The 23,496-nt window shown below is 43.5% G+C and carries 27 protein-coding genes; 12 read left to right on the forward strand and 15 right to left on the reverse strand.

All coding sequences use genetic code 11. The features are described 5' to 3' along the window. The first annotated feature begins 1 nt into the window (after position 1). Positions 2-499 carry a methylated-DNA--[protein]-cysteine S-methyltransferase gene (locus HYN51_RS08080; RefSeq protein ID WP_108899561.1) on the forward strand — a complete coding sequence of 166 codons (498 nt, stop codon included), beginning with the start codon at positions 2-4 and terminating at the stop codon, positions 497-499. A gap of 4 nt (positions 500-503) precedes the next feature. On the opposite strand, the gene rlmC is transcribed toward HYN51_RS08080, so the two are convergent. Together rlmC and HYN51_RS08090 are read right to left on the reverse strand one after the other, a co-directional pair. Then, positions 504-1,649, reverse strand: a complete 1,146-nt coding sequence (gene rlmC / locus HYN51_RS08085; RefSeq protein ID WP_108899562.1) for a 23S rRNA (uracil(747)-C(5))-methyltransferase RlmC — start codon at positions 1,647-1,649, stop codon at positions 504-506. Positions 1,650-1,694: 45 nt separating this feature from the next. Further along, positions 1,695-2,189 (reverse strand): YbjN domain-containing protein, encoded by a 495-nt coding sequence (locus HYN51_RS08090; protein WP_108899563.1) that lies wholly within the window; start codon positions 2,187-2,189, stop codon positions 1,695-1,697. A 114-nt stretch (positions 2,190-2,303) separates the two neighbouring features. On the opposite strand from HYN51_RS08090, the gene HYN51_RS08095 reads away from it, so the two are divergent. Further along, positions 2,304-2,492, forward strand: a complete 189-nt coding sequence (locus HYN51_RS08095; RefSeq protein WP_108899564.1) for a DUF4250 domain-containing protein — start codon at positions 2,304-2,306, stop codon at positions 2,490-2,492. Position 2,493: 1 nt separating this feature from the next. Here the strand turns inward: HYN51_RS08095 and nfsA are convergent, their stop codons facing one another. Continuing rightward, positions 2,494-3,216: an oxygen-insensitive NADPH nitroreductase gene (nfsA, locus tag HYN51_RS08100; RefSeq protein WP_108899565.1), complete on the reverse strand. Its 723-nt coding sequence runs from the start codon at positions 3,214-3,216 to the stop codon at positions 2,494-2,496. A gap of 295 nt (positions 3,217-3,511) precedes the next feature. Between nfsA and HYN51_RS08105 the strand changes: the two genes are divergently transcribed. Beyond that, positions 3,512-3,775, forward strand: a complete 264-nt coding sequence (locus tag HYN51_RS08105; protein ID WP_108899566.1) for a GrxA family glutaredoxin — start codon at positions 3,512-3,514, stop codon at positions 3,773-3,775. 77 nt (positions 3,776-3,852) lie between these two features. Here the strand turns inward: HYN51_RS08105 and ruvB are convergent, their stop codons facing one another. The 7 genes from ruvB to HYN51_RS08140 form a co-directional block, all read right to left on the reverse strand. Continuing rightward, entirely contained in the window at positions 3,853-4,869 is a 1,017-nt protein-coding gene (gene ruvB, locus HYN51_RS08110; protein WP_108899567.1) for a Holliday junction branch migration DNA helicase RuvB, read from the reverse strand. 17 nt (positions 4,870-4,886) lie between these two features. Next, positions 4,887-5,498, reverse strand: a complete 612-nt coding sequence (ruvA, locus tag HYN51_RS08115; RefSeq protein WP_108899568.1) for a Holliday junction branch migration protein RuvA — start codon at positions 5,496-5,498, stop codon at positions 4,887-4,889. A 177-nt stretch (positions 5,499-5,675) separates the two neighbouring features. Further along, positions 5,676-6,200, reverse strand: coding sequence for a crossover junction endodeoxyribonuclease RuvC (gene ruvC, locus HYN51_RS08120; RefSeq protein ID WP_108899569.1), 525 nt, complete (start codon positions 6,198-6,200; stop codon positions 5,676-5,678). Then, positions 6,200-6,943, reverse strand: a complete 744-nt coding sequence (locus tag HYN51_RS08125; protein ID WP_108899570.1) for a YebC/PmpR family DNA-binding transcriptional regulator — start codon at positions 6,941-6,943, stop codon at positions 6,200-6,202. Before HYN51_RS08125 ends, ruvC begins: the two co-directional genes overlap by 1 nt. Before the next feature lie 31 nt (positions 6,944-6,974). Next, positions 6,975-7,418 carry a dihydroneopterin triphosphate diphosphatase gene (gene nudB / locus HYN51_RS08130; RefSeq protein ID WP_108899571.1) on the reverse strand — a complete coding sequence of 148 codons (444 nt, stop codon included), beginning with the start codon at positions 7,416-7,418 and terminating at the stop codon, positions 6,975-6,977. A 1-nt stretch (position 7,419) separates the two neighbouring features. Then, positions 7,420-9,192: an aspartate--tRNA ligase gene (aspS, locus tag HYN51_RS08135; protein WP_108899572.1), complete on the reverse strand. Its 1,773-nt coding sequence runs from the start codon at positions 9,190-9,192 to the stop codon at positions 7,420-7,422. Between the two features lie 14 nt (positions 9,193-9,206). Then, positions 9,207-9,467: an FmdB family zinc ribbon protein gene (locus tag HYN51_RS08140; protein ID WP_108899573.1), complete on the reverse strand. Its 261-nt coding sequence runs from the start codon at positions 9,465-9,467 to the stop codon at positions 9,207-9,209. A gap of 420 nt (positions 9,468-9,887) precedes the next feature. Between HYN51_RS08140 and HYN51_RS08145 the strand changes: the two genes are divergently transcribed. The 4 genes from HYN51_RS08145 to HYN51_RS08160 all read left to right on the forward strand — a co-directional run bounded on the left by HYN51_RS08145 (position 9,888) and on the right by HYN51_RS08160 (position 13,003). Then, entirely contained in the window at positions 9,888-10,283 is a 396-nt protein-coding gene (locus tag HYN51_RS08145) for an MAPEG family protein (RefSeq protein ID WP_108899574.1), read from the forward strand. Positions 10,284-10,412: 129 nt separating this feature from the next. Further along, entirely contained in the window at positions 10,413-11,156 is a 744-nt protein-coding gene (gene cmoA, locus HYN51_RS08150) for a carboxy-S-adenosyl-L-methionine synthase CmoA (RefSeq protein ID WP_108899575.1), read from the forward strand. Then, on the forward strand, positions 11,153-12,124 hold the full coding sequence (gene cmoB / locus HYN51_RS08155; protein ID WP_108899576.1) for a tRNA 5-methoxyuridine(34)/uridine 5-oxyacetic acid(34) synthase CmoB: 972 nt from the start codon (positions 11,153-11,155) through the stop codon (positions 12,122-12,124). Before cmoA ends, cmoB begins: the two co-directional genes overlap by 4 nt. Positions 12,125-12,163: 39 nt before the next feature. Beyond that, the gene (locus tag HYN51_RS08160; RefSeq protein ID WP_108899577.1) at positions 12,164-13,003 is read left to right on the forward strand and encodes a YaeF family permuted papain-like enzyme; all 840 of its coding nucleotides are present in this window, start codon (positions 12,164-12,166) and stop codon (positions 13,001-13,003) included. 101 nt (positions 13,004-13,104) lie between these two features. Here the strand turns inward: HYN51_RS08160 and cutC are convergent, their stop codons facing one another. Then, on the reverse strand, positions 13,105-13,869 hold the full coding sequence (gene cutC / locus HYN51_RS08165; RefSeq protein ID WP_108899578.1) for a copper homeostasis protein CutC: 765 nt from the start codon (positions 13,867-13,869) through the stop codon (positions 13,105-13,107). Positions 13,870-13,981: 112 nt separating this feature from the next. On the opposite strand from cutC, the gene HYN51_RS08170 reads away from it, so the two are divergent. Continuing rightward, positions 13,982-15,136, forward strand: a complete 1,155-nt coding sequence (locus HYN51_RS08170; protein WP_108899579.1) for a MalY/PatB family protein — start codon at positions 13,982-13,984, stop codon at positions 15,134-15,136. A gap of 56 nt (positions 15,137-15,192) precedes the next feature. On the opposite strand, the gene HYN51_RS08175 is transcribed toward HYN51_RS08170, so the two are convergent. After that, positions 15,193-15,753: a VOC family protein gene (locus HYN51_RS08175; RefSeq protein ID WP_108899580.1), complete on the reverse strand. Its 561-nt coding sequence runs from the start codon at positions 15,751-15,753 to the stop codon at positions 15,193-15,195. Positions 15,754-15,908: 155 nt separating this feature from the next. Between HYN51_RS08175 and HYN51_RS08180 the strand changes: the two genes are divergently transcribed. Further along, positions 15,909-16,661 (forward strand): IclR family transcriptional regulator, encoded by a 753-nt coding sequence (locus HYN51_RS08180; RefSeq protein ID WP_108899581.1) that lies wholly within the window; start codon positions 15,909-15,911, stop codon positions 16,659-16,661. 305 nt (positions 16,662-16,966) lie between these two features. Further along, the gene (locus tag HYN51_RS08185) at positions 16,967-17,860 is read left to right on the forward strand and encodes a dihydrodipicolinate synthase family protein (RefSeq protein WP_108899582.1); all 894 of its coding nucleotides are present in this window, start codon (positions 16,967-16,969) and stop codon (positions 17,858-17,860) included. Positions 17,861-18,505: 645 nt separating this feature from the next. On the opposite strand, the gene HYN51_RS16860 is transcribed toward HYN51_RS08185, so the two are convergent. The 3 genes from HYN51_RS16860 to HYN51_RS08195 form a co-directional block, all read right to left on the reverse strand. Then, complete coding sequence (locus HYN51_RS16860) at positions 18,506-18,745, reverse strand: IS1/IS1595 family N-terminal zinc-binding domain-containing protein (RefSeq protein ID WP_456237233.1); 240 nt, start codon at positions 18,743-18,745, stop codon at positions 18,506-18,508. A 184-nt stretch (positions 18,746-18,929) separates the two neighbouring features. Then, positions 18,930-19,955: an AraC family transcriptional regulator gene (locus HYN51_RS08190; protein WP_108899583.1), complete on the reverse strand. Its 1,026-nt coding sequence runs from the start codon at positions 19,953-19,955 to the stop codon at positions 18,930-18,932. 1,001 nt (positions 19,956-20,956) lie between these two features. Continuing rightward, positions 20,957-21,250 carry an IS1/IS1595 family N-terminal zinc-binding domain-containing protein gene (locus HYN51_RS08195; RefSeq protein ID WP_108899584.1) on the reverse strand — a complete coding sequence of 98 codons (294 nt, stop codon included), beginning with the start codon at positions 21,248-21,250 and terminating at the stop codon, positions 20,957-20,959. 1,146 nt (positions 21,251-22,396) lie between these two features. Here HYN51_RS08195 and HYN51_RS08200 point away from each other — a divergent pair. Both HYN51_RS08200 and HYN51_RS08205 read left to right on the forward strand, forming a co-directional pair. Continuing rightward, positions 22,397-22,633: a DUF1656 domain-containing protein gene (locus tag HYN51_RS08200; RefSeq protein ID WP_108899585.1), complete on the forward strand. Its 237-nt coding sequence runs from the start codon at positions 22,397-22,399 to the stop codon at positions 22,631-22,633. A 4-nt stretch (positions 22,634-22,637) separates the two neighbouring features. Then, a complete protein-coding gene (locus tag HYN51_RS08205; protein ID WP_108899586.1) occupies positions 22,638-23,495 on the forward strand; it encodes an efflux RND transporter periplasmic adaptor subunit in 858 nt (285 codons plus the stop codon). Position 23,496 lies beyond the last annotated feature (1 nt).

Below are 23,496 nucleotides of genomic sequence, written 5' to 3' on the forward strand. Positions count from 1 at the left end.
TATGTATCATCTGCTCTATCTCTCCCCTGTTGGCCAATTGCGCATCGTGGCGGACGATATTGCTCTGCGTCAGCTTTGGTTACCCAATGAGGTGGAGAGCCGCAGACCAGAAAATACATGGGTTGAAAACGCCCATCATCCTATTATCAGTCAAGTCGTTGAAACCCTCTCCGATTATTTTGCCGGTAAGAAAGTCGATTTCAACGCAATCCCTTGTCAGCCGGAAGGCTCTGAGTTTCAAAAAAGCGTCTGGCATCAGCTAAAATCCATCGATTACGCAAAAGTCGTTAGCTATGGTGATATTGCCGCCGCGATCAATAAACCGAAAGGTGCACAGGCCGTAGGTGGTGCTGTGGGCGCTAATCCTATTGCCATTATTCTTCCCTGTCATCGAGTAATGGGAAAAAATAATTCGCTAACCGGATACTCTGGTGGTTTACACGTAAAAAAAGCGTTGTTGGAGCTGGAAGGTATTCCCTATAAAGAGAATAAGCGTTAAGAAATTATCTGACCTCGATACGTTGTAGCAAAGTCAGAACTTCATAATGAGCGGTATGGGGAAACATATCAAACAGCTGAACTTTTACTATCCCATAGCCGGTAAGCTGCTGTATGTCCTTTGCCATAGTTTGTGCATTGCAACTGGAGTAAAGGATCCAGTCTGGTGACATTTGGTTCAGATATTCACACAGTTCTTCACCAATTCCACGACGCGGTGGATTCACCAGTACCAAGTCCGGAATATTTTGCTGGTGTTTGCTACGAGCAAACTGAGTCGAATCCAACGAATCAAACTCAATATCACTTAACCCAATGGCGGCGGCCGAGCGTTTAGCACACTCAATGGCTTCAGCACTGATCTCAATGCCGGTCAGTTTAATTTTAGCGTTGGCGGCACAATGAAGACCGAAGCCCCCTACACCGCAAAACAGATCCCACATGCTATGAATATTCAGGATTGAGACCCATTCTGTTGCCGTGGCATAGAGTTTTGCTGCTACTTCAGGGTTGGTCTGAAAGAAACTGCGCGGTCGAATATACAGTGGAATATGGTTGAGCTGCTCTTCTAACACATCCTGCTGGGTGAGAATCACTTCCTGTTCACCTTCCAGCACCGCCATATGAACCGGCTGAATATTTACCGATATCACCTGTAATTGAGGTAATTGAGCCTGCAACCAAGGCAAAGCCTGACGTAACTGTTGAAGTTTAGTTTCTGAACGCAAAACAAAGCGCAGCATCAAACCGCCATTCAGACGGCTTTCAGTAAGCAGAATAAATTTCAGTTCTCCCCGCTTACGCTCCACGTTATAGGGCGTTAATCCAGCTCGGGCGATAAACTGTTTGAGATGCGGAAAAGCATCACGCATAGATTCAGGATAAAGCGGACAGCCACACAAATCGACAGCTTCGCCCTGTTTAACAGGTAGCCCCAGCACCGGGCGCTCAACGCTGCCACTCACAACCATTTTGGCTTTATTCCGACATCCTGCCTCAGCACCAGAAACGGGTATACCGATATGCTCAACAGGCACCGTTTCCAGTAGTGTTACTAACGCTTGCTGCTTCTCTTTCAGTTGCTGTGAATAGGGTTTATCTATCCATTGGCATGAATAGCAAAGCCCTGCGACGTGAAGTTGGCATTGCATCAGAACAGACTCCGGAACCACTGGATTAAGCAGAGATAGAAAAAATTAATGGATAGTATGGGTAATTGAGCGAAGCACCTGAATATCTTCTTCTGTTTCACGCTCGTTATCACTGGCCGTCAGTAGCTCGTTTGCTCTGGCTTCCATAATGATCTGAGTAGTTTGCTCTTCTGCTTCCTGAAGCAACAAGTGAAACTGTTCTAACGTAATACCTGCGGCGGCACTCAACGACTGACAAATAACCAGCTTAGGTAAATTGTCATCCTGAACATCAACAAATACTTTAGTGGTTAATGACGAGGAGTTAATCTGACTGAGATCCGCAACCAGAGGGATCAGTGCCACAGGACGAATTTCCGCTACGGCAGAGAACAAAATCACATTTTCGAGCAGATCGACTTTAGCATCAAAAATACCATCCACGCTTTGCAGGTACGGTAAATGTAACGCCTGACAAGAATCACATTCGAAAAAGGCGATGCCCAACTGTTCAAGCCAACTACGCATTAGGGCCAGATCAGGGACGATCAGCTTATCCATTATGGTATGTCCTCAGTAAATCAAAAAGAAAGTGCAATAACGCACGAATATTACCCTATTTATGACCTAATGAGGTAAGTTATTATCAATTTTTACGCTATCGCCGGAAAAAATATGCAACGTCAAAATTTTTTAGCTATGGATCCTCACCTGTTATTTAGCATCATTAATATGAAACTAAGAGATGAATATGAATCTCTCAACGACCTGACCCGTAGCTATGATATTGATCAGGAGGCACTAATAAAAAAGTTATCGGATGCTGGCTTTCAATACCAACCATCCAATAACCAATTTCGGTAACTCAGCGAGTTACCCATCCCTGCTTATGTAAATAGTCGAGAATAAATGGACGACGCTCTTTACCAACCGTCGCAGCGATTTGTTCACTCCAGCTCACATGCTTTTTATTTTCTGAGCGGGCCTCGTAATAAGCCACAATATGGGCGTCATACTGCGCCAGTAACGCCCGATTTAACGGCTGGTAGCTATTCTCATGCACCACAATCTCCGCAGGTAAACGCGGTTTCTGTTCAGGCTGTTGATCAGGATAACCCAAACATAAACCAAATAGCGGCAATACCTGTTTTGGCAATTGCAGTAACTCGGTCACTGCTGCGATATTATTCCTTAAACCGCCGATAAATACCCCGCCCAACCCTAATGATTCTGCTGCCGTTAGGGCATTTTGCGCCATCATAGCGGTATCTACCGCCCCCAACAGTAATTGCTCGGCATAGCCCAGATCGGCTTCAGGACAGATTTCCTGATTACGATGATAGTCAGCACAAAACACCCAAAACTCGGCTGCCTGAGCTACATGCTTCTGACCACCACTATATTCAACCAATGCCAAACGTAAATCTCGCTCGGTCACCCGAATAATCGAACTGCATTGCAAAAAGCTGGAGCTCGATGTTGATTGCGCTGCCCGAATGATTGCTTGGCGTTGTTCATCGGTTATCGGCTGAGGCGTAAAAGCGCGGATCGAACGGTGAGAACAGATAAGATCGATAGTCGGCGTCATAAAAAATCCTGATATTCTGTTGACATAGCCTAGAATAGGCTTAAAACAGGGGAGATCGTAACATAAGCAACACCTTTGTCAGAAGGTGATCCCCCATTGATTGGCTACAATATGTTTTTTTACACAAATTTTTCTTTATAAATTGATGCAGTTAGTGTCAGATAGATAAGATTTATCAAACTGACAGGTAATTCCTGCTTTTTTTTACTGCCTATGACGGGCATAGTAGCGGCTGATTTTATCATATTGGCTAACGGCGAAAACCGAACATATCTAATAATTTCAAGGAGTATTCATGTTTGTTGTGATTTTTGGACGTCCTGGATGTCCTTATTGTGTTCGTGCTAAAGAATTAGCAGAAAAATTAAGTCAGGAACGTGACGATTTCAGCTATAACTATGTTGATATTCACGCGGAAGGTATTACTAAAGCTGACTTGGAAAAAACAGTCGGTAAACCAGTAGAAACCGTGCCTCAAATTTTTATCGATCAGGTTCACATTGGCGGCTGCACCGATTTCGAAGCTTACGCAAAAGAAAACCTGAGCCTGTATCAATAATTATTGATAACAAACCTGACGCAATAAAAACCGGAGCTATGTTTTCTCCGGTTTTTTTATTTTTAATGACCGCTAAATTAACGCCGTTCATCGTCTCTGGTAATGCCAAAATGCTGATAAGCATGTTGAGTTGCCATCCGCCCTCTTGGGGTGCGCTGAATAAAACCCTGCTGAATCAGATAGGGTTCGATAACGTCTTCAATGGTTTCTCGTTCTTCACCAATTGCTGCCGCCAAGTTATCTAGCCCTACCGGGCCACCCAGAAACTTATCGATAATGGCCAGCAGTAGTTTGCGGTCCATAAAATCGAAACCTTCAGCATCGACATCCAGCATATCCAAAGCGCGCATTGCCACGTCACCATCAACCGAGCCATTAGCCCTAACCTCAGCAAAATCACGCACCCGGCGCAGCAGTCGGTTAGCGATACGTGGTGTTCCACGTGCTCGACGGGCTATCTGATTGGCGCCTTCCGGTGACAGGTTGAGATCCATACACTTAGCACTACGTGAAACGATCGATTCCAGATCGGCGACCTGATAAAACTCCAAACGCTGCACAATACCAAAGCGATCGCGTAATGGCGAAGTTAATGAACCGGCTCGCGTGGTGGCTCCTACCAGAGTAAATGGCGGTAAATCAATTTTGATAGAACGCGCGGCCGGGCCTTCACCAATCATGATATCTAGCTGATAGTCTTCCATCGCAGGGTATAAGATCTCTTCCACTACCGGCGAAAGCCGGTGGATCTCATCAATGAACAGCACATCATGAGGTTCAAGATTGGTTAACATCGCCGCCAGATCCCCTGCTTTTTCCAAAACGGGCCCTGAAGTGGTTCTCAGGTTTACCCCCATCTCATTGGCAACAATATTAGCTAATGTGGTCTTCCCTAGTCCGGGAGGGCCAAAAATCAGCAGATGGTCTAGGGCATCACCACGCAATCTTGCCGCTTGAATGAAGATCTCCATCTGCTCACGGACATGGGGTTGCCCCACATACTCATTCAGCAGTTTGGGGCGCATCGCACGGTCGATAGGGTCTTCTTCTGCAAACTGCGCTACGGGTGAAATCAAACGATCGGCTTCAATCATGCTTTTTCTCTTTCTACTTACAGTGCAGAACGTAATGCTTCACGGATCAGAGTCTCGCTATCAGCACCTGGCCTTACCACTTTGCTGACCAGCCTGCTGGCTTCCTGCGGTTTGTACCCCAGAGAAACCAGTGCGGATACCGCTTCCGACTCTGCATCGTTATCCGCGCTTTTCGACGGACTGAGCGGAGGCAAATCGTTATTGTTATTAAACAGATCGCCATTTAATCCTTTGAAGCGATCTTTCATTTCTACCACCAGACGTTCTGCGGTTTTCTTACCTACGCCCGGCAGTTTAATCAATATACTAATTTGTTCCTGCTCAACCGCATGAACAAACTGCTGCGCTGACATGCCAGAGAGAATAGCTAATGCCAGTTTTGGCCCGACACCATTCACTTTAATTAACTCGCGAAACAGCGCCCGTTCCTGCTTATCGTTAAAACCATACAGTAATTGAGCATCTTCACGCACCACAAAATGAGTGAAGATAATCGCTTCCTGACCCCGATCGGGTAATTCATAAAAACAGCTCATTGGCATAAATACTTCATAACCTACACCATTCACCTCAAGTAGAACTTCAGGGGGCTGTTTCTCCAGAATAACTCCACGTAAACGACCAATCACGACTCAGGCTCCTTATGGCTTACACAGGGCAGAAACTAAAGATAAACGTTCATCTTAAGTGTCCTGCCGCTCAACGTCTCTATTTATACACGTATTACAAACAAAAGCTGGATAAATATCCAGCTTTTGTTTTATTTATTTGATCGCCGCATCGCTTAACTTCAGCGTTTCACCCAGTCATTCCCCAACCCGACCGCGAGCCAGCGTTAATCTGGCGTTACCCATACGGATGGTATTTTGGCTTAAGTGACAGTGGGTAATGGCAATTGCTAGCGCATCGGCGGCATCGGCCTGTGGGTTCGCAGCCAGTTTAAGCAATGTTCTTACCATGTGCTGTACCTGTGATTTTTCTGCTGCACCGTGCCCTACCACCGTTTGTTTAACCTGACGGGCTGCGTATTCAAATACCGGTAAATCCACGTTGACTGCCGCAACAATGGCAGCGCCGCGCGCTTGCCCCAGCTTTAATGCCGAGTCCGCATTGCGAGCCATAAACACTTGTTCGATAGCGAAAAAGTCTGGCTGGAACTGGGTGATGATTTCACTGACGCCAGCATAAACCAGCTTAAGACGGGTAGGAAGATCGTCAACAGCGGTGCGAATGCAACCGCTGCCGAGATACTCTAACTTGCGCCCCTGCTGACGAATTACACCGTAACCAGTAATTCGCGAGCCGGGGTCAATGCCAAGAATAATGGCCATTAAAGGGTTGCCGCAACCTCATCAGAGATTTCACCATTGTGATAAACCTCTTGAACGTCGTCGGAGTCTTCCAGCATATCAATCAGACGCAGCAGTTTTGGTGCAGTTTCGGCATCCAGATCTGCTTTGGTTGATGGAATCAGGGAAACTTCTGCCGCGATAGCAACCAAACCCGCAGCATCCAGCGCATCTTTCACATCACCAAAACTTTCCGGTGTGGTGAAAACATCGATAGCGCCGTCATCATAAGTGACAACGTCGTCTGCTCCAGCGTCTAACGCCGCATCCATTACCGCATCTTCATCGGTACCTTCCGCGTAGGAGATAACGCCTTTCTTGGTAAATAGATAAGAAACAGAGCCATCAGTACCTAAATTACCGCCGGTTTTAGTAAACGCGTGGCGAACCTCAGATACGGTACGGTTACGGTTATCACTCAAACACTCAACCATAACCGCTGTGCCGCCAGGGCCGTAACCTTCATAAATGATGGTTTCCATATCATTATCGTCATCACCACCCACTCCGCGGGCTATGGCACGGTTTAAGGTATCCCGCGTCATGTTGTTTGATAACGCTTTATCGATAGCAGCACGTAAACGCGGATTCGATCCTGGATCACCACCGCCTAACTTGGCAGCTGTTACCAGTTCACGAATGATTTTTGTGAAAATTTTACCGCGTTTTGCATCTTGTGCCGCTTTACGATGCTTGGTATTGGCCCATTTACTATGACCTGCCATAAAAAATCTCCAGTCGAAAGCCGATTAAGGCTTAATGAGAAATAATAAATTCTTCAATCGCCTGCCGGTTGCTCCACGATTTTGTCAGTTGAGCCGCTTGCATTTTATCCAGCCATTGATAAGCATGGTGCTCAGACAATGCAATCTCACGCTCTGCGGGTAATGCCAGACAAAACCAATGCTCCAGATTATGCGTAATACCCGGCGCATAACGGTGGCGAAAGTGTGTGAAAATTTCAAATTCAACGCTACGCTGACAGTCTTGCAGAATCAGTTGTTCTGCCTGAATATCAATACCAACCTCTTCCTTGACTTCGCGCAGTGCCGTTTGTTGCGTAGACTCTCCTGCTTCCAGACTACCGGTAACCGATTGCCAAAAATCAGGATCATCGTTACGTTGTAACATAAGCACCCGGCCGCTATCTCGGCTGTAAATCACAACCAGCACAGATTCCGGGCGCTTAAACTGCTTCATATTACTTATCTGACTTCTCAGTCACTACGCTAATAGATAACTCTTTCAGCGACGCCGGATTAGCATAGCTTGGCGCTTCAGTCATCAGACAGGATGCTGCTGTCGTTTTCGGGAAGGCAATAACGTCACGAATATTTTCGGTACCGGTTAGCAACATGACTAAACGGTCCAAACCAAATGCGATCCCTGCATGCGGTGGTGTACCATATTTTAGCGCATCCAGTAAGAAACCGAATTTTTCACGCTGTTCCTGTTCATTAATTCCCAGAATACCAAATACAGATTGTTGCATTTGACTACTGAAAATACGCACCGAACCGCCACCCACTTCGTAGCCATTCAGTACCATATCATAAGCATTCGCAATGGCTGATTCCGGATTGGCAACCAACTGCTCTGGCGTCATCTCTTTCGGTGACGTGAACGGATGGTGCATAGCCGTTAAGCCACCTTCACCGTCATCTTCAAACATCGGGAAGTCGATAACCCACAGCGGAGCCCAACTATTCTCGTTAGTGATCTTCAGGTCACGACCCATTTTCAGTCGCAGCGCGCCCATGGCGTCGGTCGCCACTTTAAAGCTGTCAGCGCCAAATAACAGTATATCGCCATCTTTCGCCTGAGTACGATCCAGCATCGCTTCGATAATTTCTGCGGTGAGGAATTTAGCTATCGGACTCTGAACGCCATCCATTCCGCCATTGCGATCGTTGACCTTCATCCAAGCCAGACCTTTGGCACCATAAATAGAAACAAACTGAGTGTAGTCATCAATTTGTTTACGCGTCAGTTGTGCACCACCCGGTACACACAGCGCAGCGACACGACCTTTAGGATCGTTTGCCGGACCAGAGAAAACTTTGAAATCGACGTCTTTCAGCAAATCTGCAACGTCGACCAGTTCCATTGGGTTACGTAAATCTGGTTTATCTGAACCGTAACGACGCATCGCTTCCGCAAAGGTCATGCTAGGGAACTGGCCTAAATCGACGCCTTTTACTTCTGCCCACAGTTCACACACCATTTTTTCCATAATGGCCCGAACCTGCTCTGCGCTCATAAATGAGGTTTCTACGTCGATTTGGGTGAATTCTGGCTGACGATCCGCACGTAAATCCTCGTCGCGGAAACACTTCACGATTTGATAGTAGCGGTCAAAACCGGACATCATCAACAGTTGTTTAAACAGCTGAGGTGATTGAGGCAACGCATAGAACTTACCTTTATGTACCCGGCTTGGTACCAGATAGTCACGCGCACCTTCCGGCGTTGCTTTAGTCAGCATTGGGGTTTCAATATCCAGAAAACCGTTGCCGTCCATGTAGCGGCGAACAAATGCGGTAATACGCGCACGGGTTTTCAGGCGATCGGCCATCTCTGGACGACGCAGGTCGAGATAGCGATATTTCAGGCGCTGTTCTTCAGTATTGGTTTGATTAGAATCCAACGGCAGTGGTTCTGAACGGTTAATGATATTCAGCGTGTGAGCCAAGATTTCTACGCCACCCGTCGCCATATCTTTGTTTATTTGGCTTTCAGGACGGGCTCGTACGGTTCCAACGATCTGGATGCAGTACTCATTACGTAACTCAGAGGCTTTCTCAAATGCAGCCTTGCTATCAGGATCAAAAAACACCTGCACAATACCTTCGCGGTCACGCATATCGATAAAAATTAAGCCGCCTAGGTCACGACGACGATTTACCCAGCCGCACAGGGTTACTTCTTGCTCAACGTGAGTGGTGTTGAGCTGTCCACAATAATGAGTACGCATAACGATCTATCCTTTTATTCTGCCAATGCTGCGCCCGGGCAATTCGCCTGACAGGCCCCAGCACAAGGGGTATCTGATGAAGTATTCTTACGGCTTTGCGGGGCTTCACTCGCATACCAGCCGGAACCTTTCAAATGAAAATTTCCGGGGGAGACCAATTTAACTAACGCTGATTCACCACACTCTGGGCATTCCACCAAAGGGGCATCCGCTAACTTCTGTAATTTATCCAGACGATGGTGGCAAACACCACACTCATATTCATAAATAGGCATAATAATAATTCTGAATACCAATCGTTCGTTATTTTGTTCAATCAGGATGAGGCTGAACTGTTGACAATAGCGACACCCAAAAGGCGGTTATTATAAAGGAAATTATCACTGCCGATAAGTGCTACATCAGGTGACATCAACCAGATTCGAACTAATTTATGCCTAAATGAACAAAAAATCAGCACTCTTGTTTTTAAAACCGGCTTATCCGCGCGCCTCGAACAAAAATTACCTCTCTGCCCCATCCATAATTGTGTTTATTCTTTCCCTGAAAATTAAATATGATAATCATTCAACCTTATTGTCAGATTTTTTACCTTATAAAATAGTACATAAGCTAAAGTTATTTCTTTCATGGCGGAATTTTTTGTTATATCCCGTTATTATTCTGTTGCAAAAATCATATCTATGGGGTGATGAATGGTTAGCGCACTGTATGCGGTGTTGGGCGCACTTCTACTATTTAAGCTGTCTCTCGATGTCGTAAAACTTCGTAATCAATATCGTGTTCCTTTTGGTGACGGTGGTTTTTATGAGTTGCAGATGGCCGTGCGTATTCATGGCAATGCCGTGGAATATATTCCTATTGCACTTATTTTAATGGTAATTATGGAAATGAACGGAGCCAACATATGGTTGGTTCACGTTAGTGGAATGATGTTATTCGCGGGTCGTCTAAGCCATTATTATGCTTTACGCCACCGCGACTGGTCTTGGCGTCGTTCCGGTATGATCGCTACCTATATTTCTATGGTCATGATGATCTGTGCCAATATCTATTATTTGCCGTGGGAACAAATTCTGATTCTGTATTAATCCCGTATCGCAAAAATACAAAAATGTCGTTACCGCGCTCGTGGTTATTTGCCGTCGGGTTTACAGACTTTCCCCCACTGCTCTGATAAACTGTGCCTCTTATTCATTGTTCTGACTCTTTCTATTGCTATGTCAAACCGCGATACCTTATTTGCTGCCCCAATAAATAAACTGGGCGACTGGACTTTCGACGAACAGGTTGCCGAAGTGTTCCCGGATATGATTCAACGTTCTGTGCCCGGTTATTCCAATATTATTTCTATGATTGGAATGCTCGCTGAACGCTTTGTTCGCCCCAAGACTCACATTTATGATTTGGGCTGTTCTCTCGGCGCAGCAACCTTGTCGGTTAGACGTAATATTCAAGTTGATGGTTGCCATATTATCGCTGTCGATAACTCACCGGCGATGGTTGAACGCTGCCGCCGTCATATTGATGCGTTCCGTGCGGCCACGCCGGTGGATGTCATTGAAGCGGATATTCGTGATGTTGAAATTCAAAATGCCTCGATGGTAGTGCTGAATTTTACCCTACAGTTTCTCGAACCCGATGACCGCCAGCGTTTACTGAATAGAATCTATCGAGGGATGCTGCCCGGTGGCATTCTGGTGTTATCGGAAAAATTCAGTTTTGAAGACCATCAAATTGGTGAATTACTGTTTGATATGCACCACGATTTTAAACGTGCCAATGGTTACAGCGAACTGGAAATCAGCCAGAAGCGCAGCATGCTGGAAAATGTGATGCGTACCGACAGCGTAGAAGCCCACAAAACTCGCCTGCATCAGGCGGGTTTCAACCATGCGGAAATCTGGTTTCAATGTTTTAACTTTGGCTCACTAATTGCGGTAAAAGAGGAGTCTGATTCATGATTGAGTTTGGTGATTTTTATAGCCTGATTGCTAAAGGCCCTCTCAGCCACTGGTTAGAAACCCTACCGGCCCAAATTGCTACCTGGCAGAAAGGTTCCCATCATGGGCAATTCAAACAGTGGTTTAACGCGGTTGATTACCTGCCAGCCATTAAACCCGAACGACTGGATTTATTACATAGCGTTACCGCAGATACCACTCCCGGCCTGAGTGAAGGCCAGCAACTGGGGATATATACCCATTTGAAAACATTGATGCCCTGGCGTAAAGGGCCGTTCGATCTGTATGGCATCCATATTGATACCGAATGGCGCTCAGACTGGAAATGGGAGCGTGTAGTTCCCCATATTTCCTCGTTAGCCGGTCGTACCGTGTTAGACGTTGGCTGCGGTAGCGGTTATCACATGTGGCGCATGATTGGTGCTGGTGCACATTTAGCCGTTGGTATTGATCCTACTCAGTTGTTTCTGTGCCAGTTTGAAGCTGTACGTAAACTGTTAGGCGGCGACCAGCGAGCGCACCTGCTGCCATTAGGCATTGAACAGTTACCAGAATTAAAAGCATTTGATACCGTCTTCTCCATGGGGGTGCTCTATCACCGCCGCTCTCCTCTGGATCATCTGTATCAGTTAAAAAATCAGTTAGTTTCTGGTGGTGAATTGGTACTGGAAACCATCGTTATTGAAGGCGATGAACACCAAGTTTTAGTACCCGGAGATCGCTACGCTCAAATGCGTAACGTCTATTTTATTCCATCGGCAGCGGCACTGGTTAACTGGTTGGAAAAGTGCGGCTTTATAGATATTCGCATTGTTGATGTTTGCACTACCACCATTGAAGAACAACGAAAAACCGATTGGATGACCAGTGACTCTTTAGCTGAGTTTCTTGATCCGCAAGATCACAGTAAAACCATTGAAGGATACCCTGCACCAATCAGGGCTGTTATTGTAGCAAAAAGGCCTTAAGTGTCGATTTGTTAAGTGTAATGTATTAAGGGATTAAGCATGTCATTTCTCAAGCCCACTATTTCTCTGTTTGCCATTGTGTTCAGTGGCTGCTTTTTGCTTAGCGGCTGCACTATGCAAATTTCTGAAAAAGAAGATAACCCACTCAGTGCCGCGAATACGCTACCGGTAGAAATTCAAATGCAGCGCCTTCACTCCTATCCTGAAGGCGGAAGTCTGGTGATTCCAGCTACAGAAATGGCCGCCGGTGATATTTTGTTAACCTCACCTTATGGGCCAACCTCCTTGGGAATCCGCCTGTTTAGTGCTTCTACCGTTAGCCATGCCGCTATCTATTTAGGTAACGATCAGGTGGTTGAAGCTGTCGGTGGCAGCGGTGTACAAATCGTTTCTCTCGATAAAGTGATGGATCATAACTCCAAGATCATTGTCTTGCGGGTACCTGAATTATCCGCGGAGCAAGCTTTAGCGATTCGTCACTTTTCAGAGTCTCAGGTCGGTCAACGCTATAACTATAATGGCGTGGCGCTGATGGCGCCGTTTATGATGACGCGTCAGCTATGCAGCCTGAATCCATTCTCTGAAAAATTCCGCAATGGTTGCATTAGCACATTGGCTAAACTTCAACTGGGCTCAGATGAGGATGCCAAAGGAAGCTTCTTTTGTTCTCAGTTTGTGATTGAAGCCTACAATCAGGCAGGACTTCCCATCACGACTTCTGACCCAGTGTGGGTCAGCCCGGTAGATCTGCTTCATATGCGCCAAGGTGATGTCGCATCGTTAACGCCGAATAACCCACTGTTATATATAGGTCATTTGAAAAAGGGTATTATTGAAAGCACCACCGCATCAATCCGGAACGGATTTAGCGCCAAGTAATGTAATGGGCTACGCCAAATTTTAGCGTTCACCAAAACTTGCTCGAGTAACAAACGTAAAAAGGCCAGAATCAATCTGGCCTTTTAGCAATCACCAAGCGATTACCCTATCTGTTGGCGAAATCGCACCACGCAGGGCGCGAAAACTTCCTTCATGGCGGCGACCATATCACTATCAACCTGAAACTGAGCAAATTCATCTGCTTCACTATCGGTGTTCATACTCACTCCTGCCTTACGATAACGCATACTAGACGGTATGGTCTGACAGGCAGAGGTATGAATTTCCTGAACACCAGCTTCAATAAACTTGTGAATATTCGTCAGGCGAATACCACCTCCAGGCATAATTACTGGCCGCTGGCTTTGTTGAATCAGCGTACGAATTAAGGGTAAACCAACCTCGGCCGTTTGCTGTTGTCCCGACGTCAAAATACGGTCTACGCCCAAATCCGTCAGTTGACTTAATGCCAATAACGGATTCGCACACATATCAAACGCCCGATGAAAAGTAATCGACATTCCTTCCGTCTGTCGGAGGATTTTCTGCATACGTTCAACGTCAATATGGCCGTCTTCCGTCAGGATCCCAATCACTATGCCGGGGAAACCAAGAGCACGGATCTGGTCAATATCACGTTTAATAATGGCAAACTCATTTTCGCTATAACAAAAATCCCCACCTCTGGGACGAACAATCGGATGAACCGGAATAGAAACCTGATGAGAAACCCAGTCAAGCATACCGATACTCGGCGTAATTCCCCCTTCTTGCTTGCCTGCACAAAGTTCTATGCGATCCGCGCCAGCGCGTTCGGCCTTTACGGCACAATCGGCGCTATAACAACACACCTCCAGTTTTGACATCTTTCCCCCTAAATCAAGTAAAAATAAAACAATTCTTGAGCAAGAGAACACATCTGGCGTAGTCTACACTTTAATCAATGACACCAATCTAAGGCGCACTAAAGGTTTTATTATGGCATCTAATTTTGATCTGTATGTGGAGCGACGTCACACCGATAGTGATAAGTGGCACAAATATGAAGATACGGAGATTATTCCCCTGTGGGTAGCGGATAGTGACTTTAAATCTCCTCCCGTGGTCATTGAAGCCCTGCAAAAACGCGTAGCGCATGGGGTATTTGGTTATGGTTACCCTTCCCCTGCGCTGATTGACGTGTTTATTCAGCGCATGAAACAGCGCTACCAATGGGATATAAAATCAGAGTGGCTGGTTTTTCTACCCGGCTTAGTGTGTGGATTAAACTTATGCGTTCGGGCCTTGACTACGCCTGAGCAAGGAACTATTGCACCACATCCAATATATTCTCCATTTATGAAAGCGGCCCGGTTTGCTAACCGTAATCAGATTTCTGCACCGGTTAAGCTACAAAATAAACGTTGGGTGCTCGATCTGGAAGCGACTGAAAATCAGCTCTCCGGTTCAGAAAAGATGTTGCTGTTATGCAATCCGCAAAATCCTGGGGGAACCGTTTACCGTCGTCATGAATTAGTGGCCCAGCTTGATTTTGCCCAACGACATAATTTGATTGTCTGTTCAGATGAAATCCACTGCGACCTGCTGTTGGATGAAGGATTAAAACATATTCCTTTCGCCTCTCTCAGCGAAGATGCCGCTCAACGTTCTGTAACGTTAATGTCTCCATCCAAAACCTTTAATATCGCCGGATTAGGTGCATCAATTGCCGTAATTCCCAATACCGCGTTGCGCCATCGCTTTATCGAAGCACGTTCTGGCATTGTTCCCAGTGTAGACATTCTAGCTTATGTGGCTGCAACTGCCGCCTACCAAGGGGGAGAGGAATGGCTTTCTGAACAACTCGTTTATCTACGCGGTAACCGGGATCTGGTGCTAGAAAGAATTAATGCGATTCCCGGACTAAAACTGATGCCCATTGAAGCGACATATCTGGCTTGGATTGATGCTTCAGGATTAGCCGTAACCAATCCACATGCCTTCTTTGAGCAAGCGGGTGTTGGGCTATCTCCTGGCAGTGACTTTGGTAATCCGAACTTTGTTCGCCTGAATTTTGGCTGCCAACGCGCACTACTGGAACAAGCGCTAACCCGTATGGCAAATGCCGTGGCAACCTTACCCGCTTTAGCTTGACAGATGATGGCCATCATCGGCTCAGATGGTGGCCCTTTTTCCTTTACTACCATTAGCTAGCTTTCACTTCTCACCACATCCTGAATACTGTATGGGTGAAACTTAATGGTGATCCCATTATCGGTTACCGCCAGTGTTGGATTGGGCAATCGTTCTCCTTCACCTACCGGATTACTGAATTTTAGTTTTAGCTGTGGCATCAACAGAATATCGTCTGAAAATAACGCCAACGCCGTTTGATGAAAACTGTCTGGATCGCCGGGTACGACCCATTCTACGTGTTCCCAATCCTCTTGCGGATAAAGCTTATCGCCCGGATAGGGTAGCTCAATGCAGCCAATTTGCCATTGACCAACCGGTAACGGCTCATGCAGATTAAACAAACAGATAAGACGGCCATTGATCATTTTTTCTGACAGCAGATCACCACACTGCATTAAGCCCTGACGCCAGCGTTCCGCCGTGGTTTTCTGAAAACAGCGCACAGAGATATGATCCGCATGATAAGTTTCCAGCGACAGTTCCAATTGCGTCAGCAATTGGTGTAACCGATCAACAAACGCCGGTAAGCTCTGATGTAAGTCATTTAGCTCTTCAATATCCTTAAATGATGACACTTCTGTTCTCCGCCTTTAGTACGCTAATAACAGCAACTATTATTCATAATATCGTCACTTACGCAAAATGAGAGTGATTAGCCGTCGGTATTTTGAGTTTGCTTCATTTTTACTTTACACTGCGATTTACTATCTGACTCCAGACTCAGGGCGTTATGCAAGAGATTACGACCAAAACACCGGCTATTGATAAAACCACCCGCATTTTAAAGTATGTCTCTACGCAAGGCAGCGTTACCTTTAGCCAAATTCATCAAAGTCTCGATTTAGCTCAAAGCTCAACGGCCACATTGCTTAATAGTCTGGTCGCCCATGGTTTTCTACGCCAAGAAAAAGGTCGCTACTATTTAGGATTGACGCTGTTTGAATTGGGTATTCGTGCCATTGAAAGTTTTGATATTCGTGAACTGGCTATTGCTCCAATGACTTTTCTGCGAGATAGCACCGGATTAGCCTGTCATTTAGGCGTTCTAGATAATACTTCTGCTATCTATCTAGCAAAAATTGAAAGCCCTGGCTCGATAGTGGTACGAAGCTGGTTAGGAAAACGATTGTCATTACACAGTTCCAGCTTGGGGAAATGCCTTCTAGCCTGGTTACCTGAGGCCGAGGTCGAACGTTTGCTTCCAGAAGAAATATTAGAAGCCAAAACCAAGACCACCATCACAACCCGTAGCGCATTGAAAACAGAATTAGCGATTGTTCGTCGCCAAGGCTGGGCATTTGACAATGAAGAGGATTATGACGGCGTAAGCTGCATCTCTGCACCGGTATTTGATAGAAATAATAAAGTCATCGCGGCAATGAGTATGTCTGGCGTTAGTTTTCAGGTTCCTGAAGAAAAAATCCCTGAATTTGTTGAATTAGTAAAAACCGCCGCCAACATGTTATCTGAATCCATTCGTTAATTCTTATCCTCTACCAACCGCAGAGCATTTCTTCTGCGGATTCATCATTCAATTCTGTGATCTGCCCCCGCCTATTGCCATTTTGTTGCTTTAACAACGTTTTTATCTTCGGTATATTCATAACTCTTGCATACGAGATTTAAACTCCATTATACAAGAGTTAATTTAAACGATAGAAAATAACCCGTGATGACCGCATTCTAGCTCTAAGCGATCAGAACAGACATCCGGGTCTGATATGTCATTAATCATTTGGTGGCATCGTATCCGGGAAATTATATTGAGAATCATCAGAGGAACAAAAGATGAATAGTAATGCCCTGTTTTCCGGTGCCTGGTGCCCTTCGGTTATACCATTTAAAACCAGCGGTGAAATTGATTACGACGCACTACAAAAGCATTTTGATCGTCTGGCCGCTTCAGGAACCGATGGTATCTTATTGATGGGGACGATTGGTGAGTTTGTCACCATGAGCCTCAGCGAGCGTGAGGTATTGCTGAAAAAAGCACGTAAGATGACTAAGCTCCCAATGATCGCTCACGTATCGACGACTTGTGTCAATGATATGGTTCATCTGGCAGATATCGCTTATGCCGAAGGCTATGAAGCGGTTATGGCACTACCTCACTATTATTACGCCCAAACGCCCAAGCAGCTGTATGACTATTTTATCGATCTGAATAATCGCTTTAAAGGAAAGTGGCTGATTTATAACTTCCCTGCCCGTACCGGCTGTGACGTAGATGCCACATTGGTACTAAAATTAGCTAAAGAATGCCCTAATTTTGTTGGTATCAAAGACACCGTAGACTGCTCTTCCCATACCCGTCTTATTGTTCGAGCTGTGGCACCGGTACGTAAAGATTTCTCCATATTTGCCGGTTACGATGAATACTTTGTACCTAATCTGATGAATGGCGGTGCAGGCGTACTTTCTGGCTTAAATAATGTCGTGCCTGAACTGTTTACAAAAATTAAAGCTGCCTACCGAGCTAACGATCTTGCTGAAGTTGCCGCACTGCATGAAGAAATTGGACGGTTATCTGGTATCTATGCTATTGGCGACGATTTCGTTACTACGATTAAAACGACCGTAGCCAGAAAATACAAATACCTTGAGCCTATCTCTCGCAACTATGGCGGCAAACTCAATGCGGAGCAACTGGCTGCTGTTGATGTGTTATTTGATATTAAATAGTATTATCTGAACCCAGTCAAAACCCCCACATAAACTGTGGGGTTTTTATTGTTCCCGCATATTAATACGACATCATAGACTAGATGATTGGTCTACGAGATCCCATCAAGGCCCTAAAACAGGGCGATTCATAAATAAATGGAGTTGCGATCGGCTCATCGAATGACACTAAGGCTATTGCAATAATCCAAAATAGTTAGTTAAAGCTATTAGATTATTAGAAATTAATATCACGATTAAATAATATAAGTTTTATTAAAAGAATATAAAAATTAATTGAATAAGAAATGAAGTAATCTAAATAAGTTACCAGATATATTAAGGTGATTATCGTAAGGTATTATAGGTGTACTTAATAAGTGAATTAATTATAGATACAGTTAAAATGAAAGCCCGTTAAAAAACGGGCTTCTCAATAAAATAAACAGCGCTAACCTATTTATTCAGTAGATGTTTTTCAATTATATTGATACGCCACCTCACAATTATAATTCCGGAGATAACTAATATTATTCATTTTATTATCATGTAGTTACTAGCATGGTAAAACAAAAATCAAGATGCTAATTAGCATCCGTATGATTTATAACTCAGCTTAGAATATGACAATTGACTTTAGAGAATAATTTCCAATAGCTTTTACCGTTAGGATAAAGCTGGCTCTGGATTTTTGTAATAAGCTGAGTAGACATATTTCACTTGGAATGTACGACTACAATTTACACAATAAAAACGTTGATAACCGGCACGTCCTTTTCCATGTTTTCTGACAGATTGATTGTCCTGACAATAACGACATGGTGTCTTCTTCTTAAACATAATGCGCTCCTGCTTTAGTTTAGGTTCAATGAAACAACACGAACAATGTAATATATGTTCTACCATTCTGTTATCCAAAAAACGAAAAAATCATAGGAATTATATTTTTGGATATTTAGTCATTTAATAATTAATGATAACAATCAAACTGAAATAATAGATTTTACTAATATTAAACTTGGCATAAGAGTACTTTTACTTATCCAAGAGGGTTCTGGGAAATGATATTTACAAAAGCAAAATCAATTGGTTATAACTTTATTTGACTATCAAGTTCTCTTTCAGAGAAAACTAATTTATCTCTTTTCTTGCTACGATTTAATGTGTGGCTCGGGTATTCGCCAAACGCTTTCCGGTATTGCTCTGAAAAGCGCGAGAGGTGCTGAAACCCCCAACGAGTGGCAATACCGGATACGGTACTCATCGGCGTTGCCATCAACAAATCACGTAACGTTCCGTTTAACCTCAGATTTAAAAACCATTTTCCCGGTGACATTCCTACTGAGTTACGAAAAATAAGTTCGAGCGCTCTCAGACTATACCCGGTCCGCTGGGCTATATTGATCAAACTGGCACTGACATCGTCACAAGACATAACGAAATATTCACTATCTAAAATAAGATTATTGTGGCGCTGAGATACGCTGCTCTTCTTTTCAATTGAAGATTCCAACATAGCATCGCAGATAACCTGACTATAAGTAGCCAGTAACTGTTCTAGACTTTGTTTAAGCGTCTCTTTTCTATGCCCTGATTTTGGGCAATTTTGGGCGATAGTGAAGACTTCATTGGTTTGTTTCAGTAACCTATCGATGCACCCTTCAGGCAGTTTCAACGAAACAATATTCTCTTTTGATAAGAGGATATCCTGACCGCTGTACGCCAACATCGCTTGCAGAAATATCGTGCGAGGAACCCCATAGATAATCCAACGAGATGGCCCGGATGATTGATATAACAGCTCGGTCCCTTCTGGATAAATTTGTATTTCATTCGAACCAATTGGCACCGTATTATAACGGGCCATATCACCACCATGAGCCATAAAACCAATACATATGATATCCGAGGGAGTACATCCTCTAGCAATGATAGGGAAACTATAGTTTCCAGTTTCCAATCGGATATCATCATATTTAACTCTTTGATGATAAAGACTTAATTGAGCAGAAGAAGACAGTCGATGTTCAAAATACCCACCATAAAGAATATCTGAAGCCCGAGCGACATCCAGCCCAAAATAAACATTACATTGATAAATTGATGATGAAGACATTTGGCACTCTTTCTCACTAAAACTTCGTTTTCAGGATATTAAAAATGTTGCCTTATTATCCAATTAATCCTACGAAGCTTTTTGATAAAATTTAAAAATAATTACTTGGCACTGCTATGTTTTTACTAAATAAAATTACGATGAAAATAATCTGATTAAATAGCCTATACACAACAGACAAGTATTTCCCGAAGGCTGTTTGCCATCCCGATCAAAAAAATTAATTTTTATTTTTGTCGAGTTCCATTAATTGTTTGAAAAGTGGTCTATAGTTACTCAGCATGCTGATATAACTGCCAGTTTCCAAACGCCGCTAACCTCAAAGCCATTACAAGTTAGACTAGTTTAAGAAAAGTCGTTATCCAAAAAACGAAAAAATAGCCGAGATCTTACATTTTATATTTTAATGGACGACTTAAGGTTGATTAAATTGATAGATTGAATTCAACTAGGAAAAATTTGATAGGCAAGCGCATGATAAAACATGGCCTGATAAAGCTAACTTTATAGATGAAAATGTTGAAATATTATATTAGGTCTAACACCTACGCATGGTTTCAAAAATACCTAATACAAACAAAAACTTTTCTCCATTAATGAGGGTATATAACAAAAAAGCGTCCGTGTGATGGACGCTTTTTATCATTAAAATTTATTTAGTTACCGTTCACTTTGCTACAAAACAGCATAAGCTTCGATTATTCCCTAAAAAGCCGATTTAATCGCGAACTTATCAGGGTCGAATATCGATGTGATACCGTTGACTTAAACGTCCTACCATACCGGAAAATGGATTCCCTATTCGTTTAGATGCGTTTAATGGCGGATTGTAGAAATAATGAACGGGAAGCGAAGATCGCTTCCCGTCAAATGTGTTCACCCTCAAGCTGAACTAAGAGCCGATGCATGATATGAATAATAATCTCGATACCTTGCCGTGATACACAAAAGTACCTAGATCAACCTTAACGTCAACTTCAGCAAGCATCTGACGTTTTCGCTTAGTCACCAACCTTCTCTTCTTCTTCCAGCGTAATTAAGTATATGTGACGGTCGATAATTCCTTGGCTGACCCCTAATGTCTGGCTGATTTCTACTCGACTCTTTCCTTCATCCAGCAAGGCCTTAACCTGACGCAGGATGTTAGTTTCATTTCCCAGATAGATATAACGAACCTGAAATGTTCTTTTACAGGATGTGCAATAGTAACGCTGCACTCCCGAGCGGGCTAATCCATGCTTACGTATGCAGTCCATCTTACTGCAATGGTGACAAACAGGCAGATTTTCCTTCATCTTACTTCTCCTTATATACTTCTGATAAAAAGAGCGTGTAACAAACCACCCCATATCCTTTTTCATCATAGAGATAGGACACTTTCACCATTCCATATTGGATTCCAGCTGTCGCTCTCTTTGGCCGTTATGTCACAACAAAAAATTCAACCTTTTTATTATGTTTACTTCATTATTCACATTGTGAATGCTGCCTTTTTCCGGCTACGGATCCCTCCTAGCCGAAAACCGAGATTGTTTGGCTGTAATCCCGGTAATTATTTAACTCTTTAAAAAATAAGTAAATATACTCTTATTTTAAATCCGAATATCAGCGTATCAAGTGCATCACAATAAAAAAGCAATCCACTTCACCATTATTTTTAATGATCGTTCTTAAGCTCCAACGGGTCATAAAAAATCTGGATAAACTAAAAAAACACGGTATTAGCTGGCTTTAAACATGCGTTTAAACGAGGTGTATGATTTAATTATTAGGCAGAAATTAAAACCATCATTCTAATAAACAAACACCTTTATTGCTGTTGAGGGTATTATTTAAAACCACTTTATTACAAATCGTTATTTTCTAAATTAAAATTAAATTCAATAGGTAATGACTATTGAATTTAATTTTACATATTTATTACATTCAAAAAATAAATTTTATCTATTTGTTTTTATTAAATTAATTTTTATTCATTATGCCTTCAGATAACTAAATGAAAATCACTTACTCCTCTTTTATGAAAAGACCCAAAATTTTGAATTACTATTTAAGGCATAAATATAGGGGGAATTATAGAAATAAATAGTAACAGCCAAATAGTATTTACTGCCAATTTCATTGAAATAATTATGTGAAAAATAATTAATCACTCTCGATTGACCAAATTTTAATTTAGTTAGGTTCATACTTCCGCACGGCTTGTTCTATTATAAATATAACGTCGTAAACTGTAATTTAGCTTTATCTCTCTGGTAAAAAATAGCCACGAAAGTGCGTATTCTTGCATAGCGCTTGATAAGTATGGTGATACTGTAATTTGATAGTGCTATGCTGGCATTTACCGAAACGTTCTCAATAAATGTAAGTTATGCCATAGAGTCTTATGTCACAATAACTGACGGGGATAACTTACATCACATCAGACAGGTATCATTAACGTGGATATTGGTTTAATAAATAAGAACAATGCATTATCCGATCTGGTGTTCGGAGCATCTCTCTACTTCCCCCCAATATTTAAAGCACTTTTTCTTGGTTTCATCATCTGGCTATTAGTTCATCGTGCCATTCGCGGCTGGTTGTATTCTGGCGATATTTGGCATCCTACCCTGATGGACCTTTCTATCTTTATTATTGCCGTCAGCGGCTCTATGTGGATGCTAACCCATTGGTAATCATATGAAGATTAATGTCATAAAATACTTCTCTACGGTCATTATTTTTGCCATTGCGCTAAGTGCTGGTTGGTTGTTATGGAATTACTATATGCAATCACCCTGGACTCGCGATGCTAAAGTCAGGGCAGAGCTGGTTAATATTACGCCGGAAGTTTCAGGCAGGCTGACGCTGGTTAACGCCACAGATAATCAAATGGTCAAAAAGGGCGACTTGCTGTTTACCCTAGACCCCAGTGCTTACCAAATTGAAGTTGCTAAAGCCGAAGGGGCTTTAGCAAAAGCACAGTCAGATTTAGGCAAAGCCAATCATGAGGCTGAACGCCGAGGTCGATTAAGCGGTGGTGTCATTTCTAAAGAAGAGCTGGATGATGCCAATTTAAACGTTAAGGCTATGCAAGCAAACTATAACGCAGCACAAGCCAGTCTCGATCAGGCTAAATGGGATCTCGCCCATACTAATATCTATGCGCCAACGGATGGTTATCTGACCAATTTGCAAATTCGGGCCGGGAGCTACGCGACATCAGGCACACCTCTGGTTGCTCTGGTTGACATTCACTCTTTCTATGTAATGGGCTATTTCGAAGAGACCAAACTAAGCCATATTAAACCCGGTTATTCAGCCAGCATTACACTGTATAACGGCAACACCCCCTTGAATGGGGAAGTTGAGAGTATTGGCCGGGCTATTTCTGACCAAAGCGTCGATGGCGATGTGGATATGCTAATGAATGTTAAACCTAACGTTCCTTGGGTTCGCCTTGCTCAACGAGTACCGATCAGAATAAAACTCACCAAGGTTCCCGAAAACGTTTTATTGATTGCCGGAACCACTTGCTCCGTCTCGATTCATCAATAGG

The sequence above is a fragment of the Limnobaculum parvum genome (assembly GCF_003096015.2).
GTDB lineage: Bacteria > Pseudomonadota > Gammaproteobacteria > Enterobacterales > Enterobacteriaceae > Limnobaculum > Limnobaculum parvum.

Bases quoted from the DNA above. Each gene is read 5' to 3' on its own strand.
- HYN51_RS08080 (WP_108899561.1), top strand. From the start codon at position 2: ATGTATCATCTGCTCTATCTCTCCCCTGTTGGCCAATTGCGCATCGTG.
- rlmC (WP_108899562.1), bottom strand. From the start codon at position 1,649: ATGCAATGCCAACTTCACGTCGCAGGGCTTTGCTATTCATGCCAATGG.
- HYN51_RS08090 (WP_108899563.1), bottom strand. From the start codon at position 2,189: ATGGATAAGCTGATCGTCCCTGATCTGGCCCTAATGCGTAGTTGGCTT.
- HYN51_RS08095 (WP_108899564.1), top strand. From the start codon at position 2,304: ATGCAACGTCAAAATTTTTTAGCTATGGATCCTCACCTGTTATTTAGC.
- nfsA (WP_108899565.1), bottom strand. From the start codon at position 3,216: ATGACGCCGACTATCGATCTTATCTGTTCTCACCGTTCGATCCGCGCT.
- HYN51_RS08105 (WP_108899566.1), top strand. From the start codon at position 3,512: ATGTTTGTTGTGATTTTTGGACGTCCTGGATGTCCTTATTGTGTTCGT.
- ruvB (WP_108899567.1), bottom strand. From the start codon at position 4,869: ATGATTGAAGCCGATCGTTTGATTTCACCCGTAGCGCAGTTTGCAGAA.
- ruvC (WP_108899569.1), bottom strand. From the start codon at position 6,200: ATGGCCATTATTCTTGGCATTGACCCCGGCTCGCGAATTACTGGTTAC.
- HYN51_RS08125 (WP_108899570.1), bottom strand. From the start codon at position 6,943: ATGGCAGGTCATAGTAAATGGGCCAATACCAAGCATCGTAAAGCGGCA.
- nudB (WP_108899571.1), bottom strand. From the start codon at position 7,418: ATGAAGCAGTTTAAGCGCCCGGAATCTGTGCTGGTTGTGATTTACAGC.
- aspS (WP_108899572.1), bottom strand. From the start codon at position 9,192: ATGCGTACTCATTATTGTGGACAGCTCAACACCACTCACGTTGAGCAA.
- HYN51_RS08140 (WP_108899573.1), bottom strand. From the start codon at position 9,467: ATGCCTATTTATGAATATGAGTGTGGTGTTTGCCACCATCGTCTGGAT.
- HYN51_RS08145 (WP_108899574.1), top strand. From the start codon at position 9,888: ATGGTTAGCGCACTGTATGCGGTGTTGGGCGCACTTCTACTATTTAAG.
- cmoA (WP_108899575.1), top strand. From the start codon at position 10,413: ATGTCAAACCGCGATACCTTATTTGCTGCCCCAATAAATAAACTGGGC.
- cmoB (WP_108899576.1), top strand. From the start codon at position 11,153: ATGATTGAGTTTGGTGATTTTTATAGCCTGATTGCTAAAGGCCCTCTC.
- HYN51_RS08160 (WP_108899577.1), top strand. From the start codon at position 12,164: ATGTCATTTCTCAAGCCCACTATTTCTCTGTTTGCCATTGTGTTCAGT.
- cutC (WP_108899578.1), bottom strand. From the start codon at position 13,869: ATGTCAAAACTGGAGGTGTGTTGTTATAGCGCCGATTGTGCCGTAAAG.
- HYN51_RS08170 (WP_108899579.1), top strand. From the start codon at position 13,982: ATGGCATCTAATTTTGATCTGTATGTGGAGCGACGTCACACCGATAGT.
- HYN51_RS08180 (WP_108899581.1), top strand. From the start codon at position 15,909: ATGCAAGAGATTACGACCAAAACACCGGCTATTGATAAAACCACCCGC.
- HYN51_RS08185 (WP_108899582.1), top strand. From the start codon at position 16,967: ATGAATAGTAATGCCCTGTTTTCCGGTGCCTGGTGCCCTTCGGTTATA.
- HYN51_RS16860 (WP_456237233.1), bottom strand. From the start codon at position 18,745: ATGGTAGAACATATATTACATTGTTCGTGTTGTTTCATTGAACCTAAA.
- HYN51_RS08190 (WP_108899583.1), bottom strand. From the start codon at position 19,955: ATGTCTTCATCATCAATTTATCAATGTAATGTTTATTTTGGGCTGGAT.
- HYN51_RS08195 (WP_108899584.1), bottom strand. From the start codon at position 21,250: ATGAAGGAAAATCTGCCTGTTTGTCACCATTGCAGTAAGATGGACTGC.
- HYN51_RS08205 (WP_108899586.1), top strand. From the start codon at position 22,638: ATGAAGATTAATGTCATAAAATACTTCTCTACGGTCATTATTTTTGCC.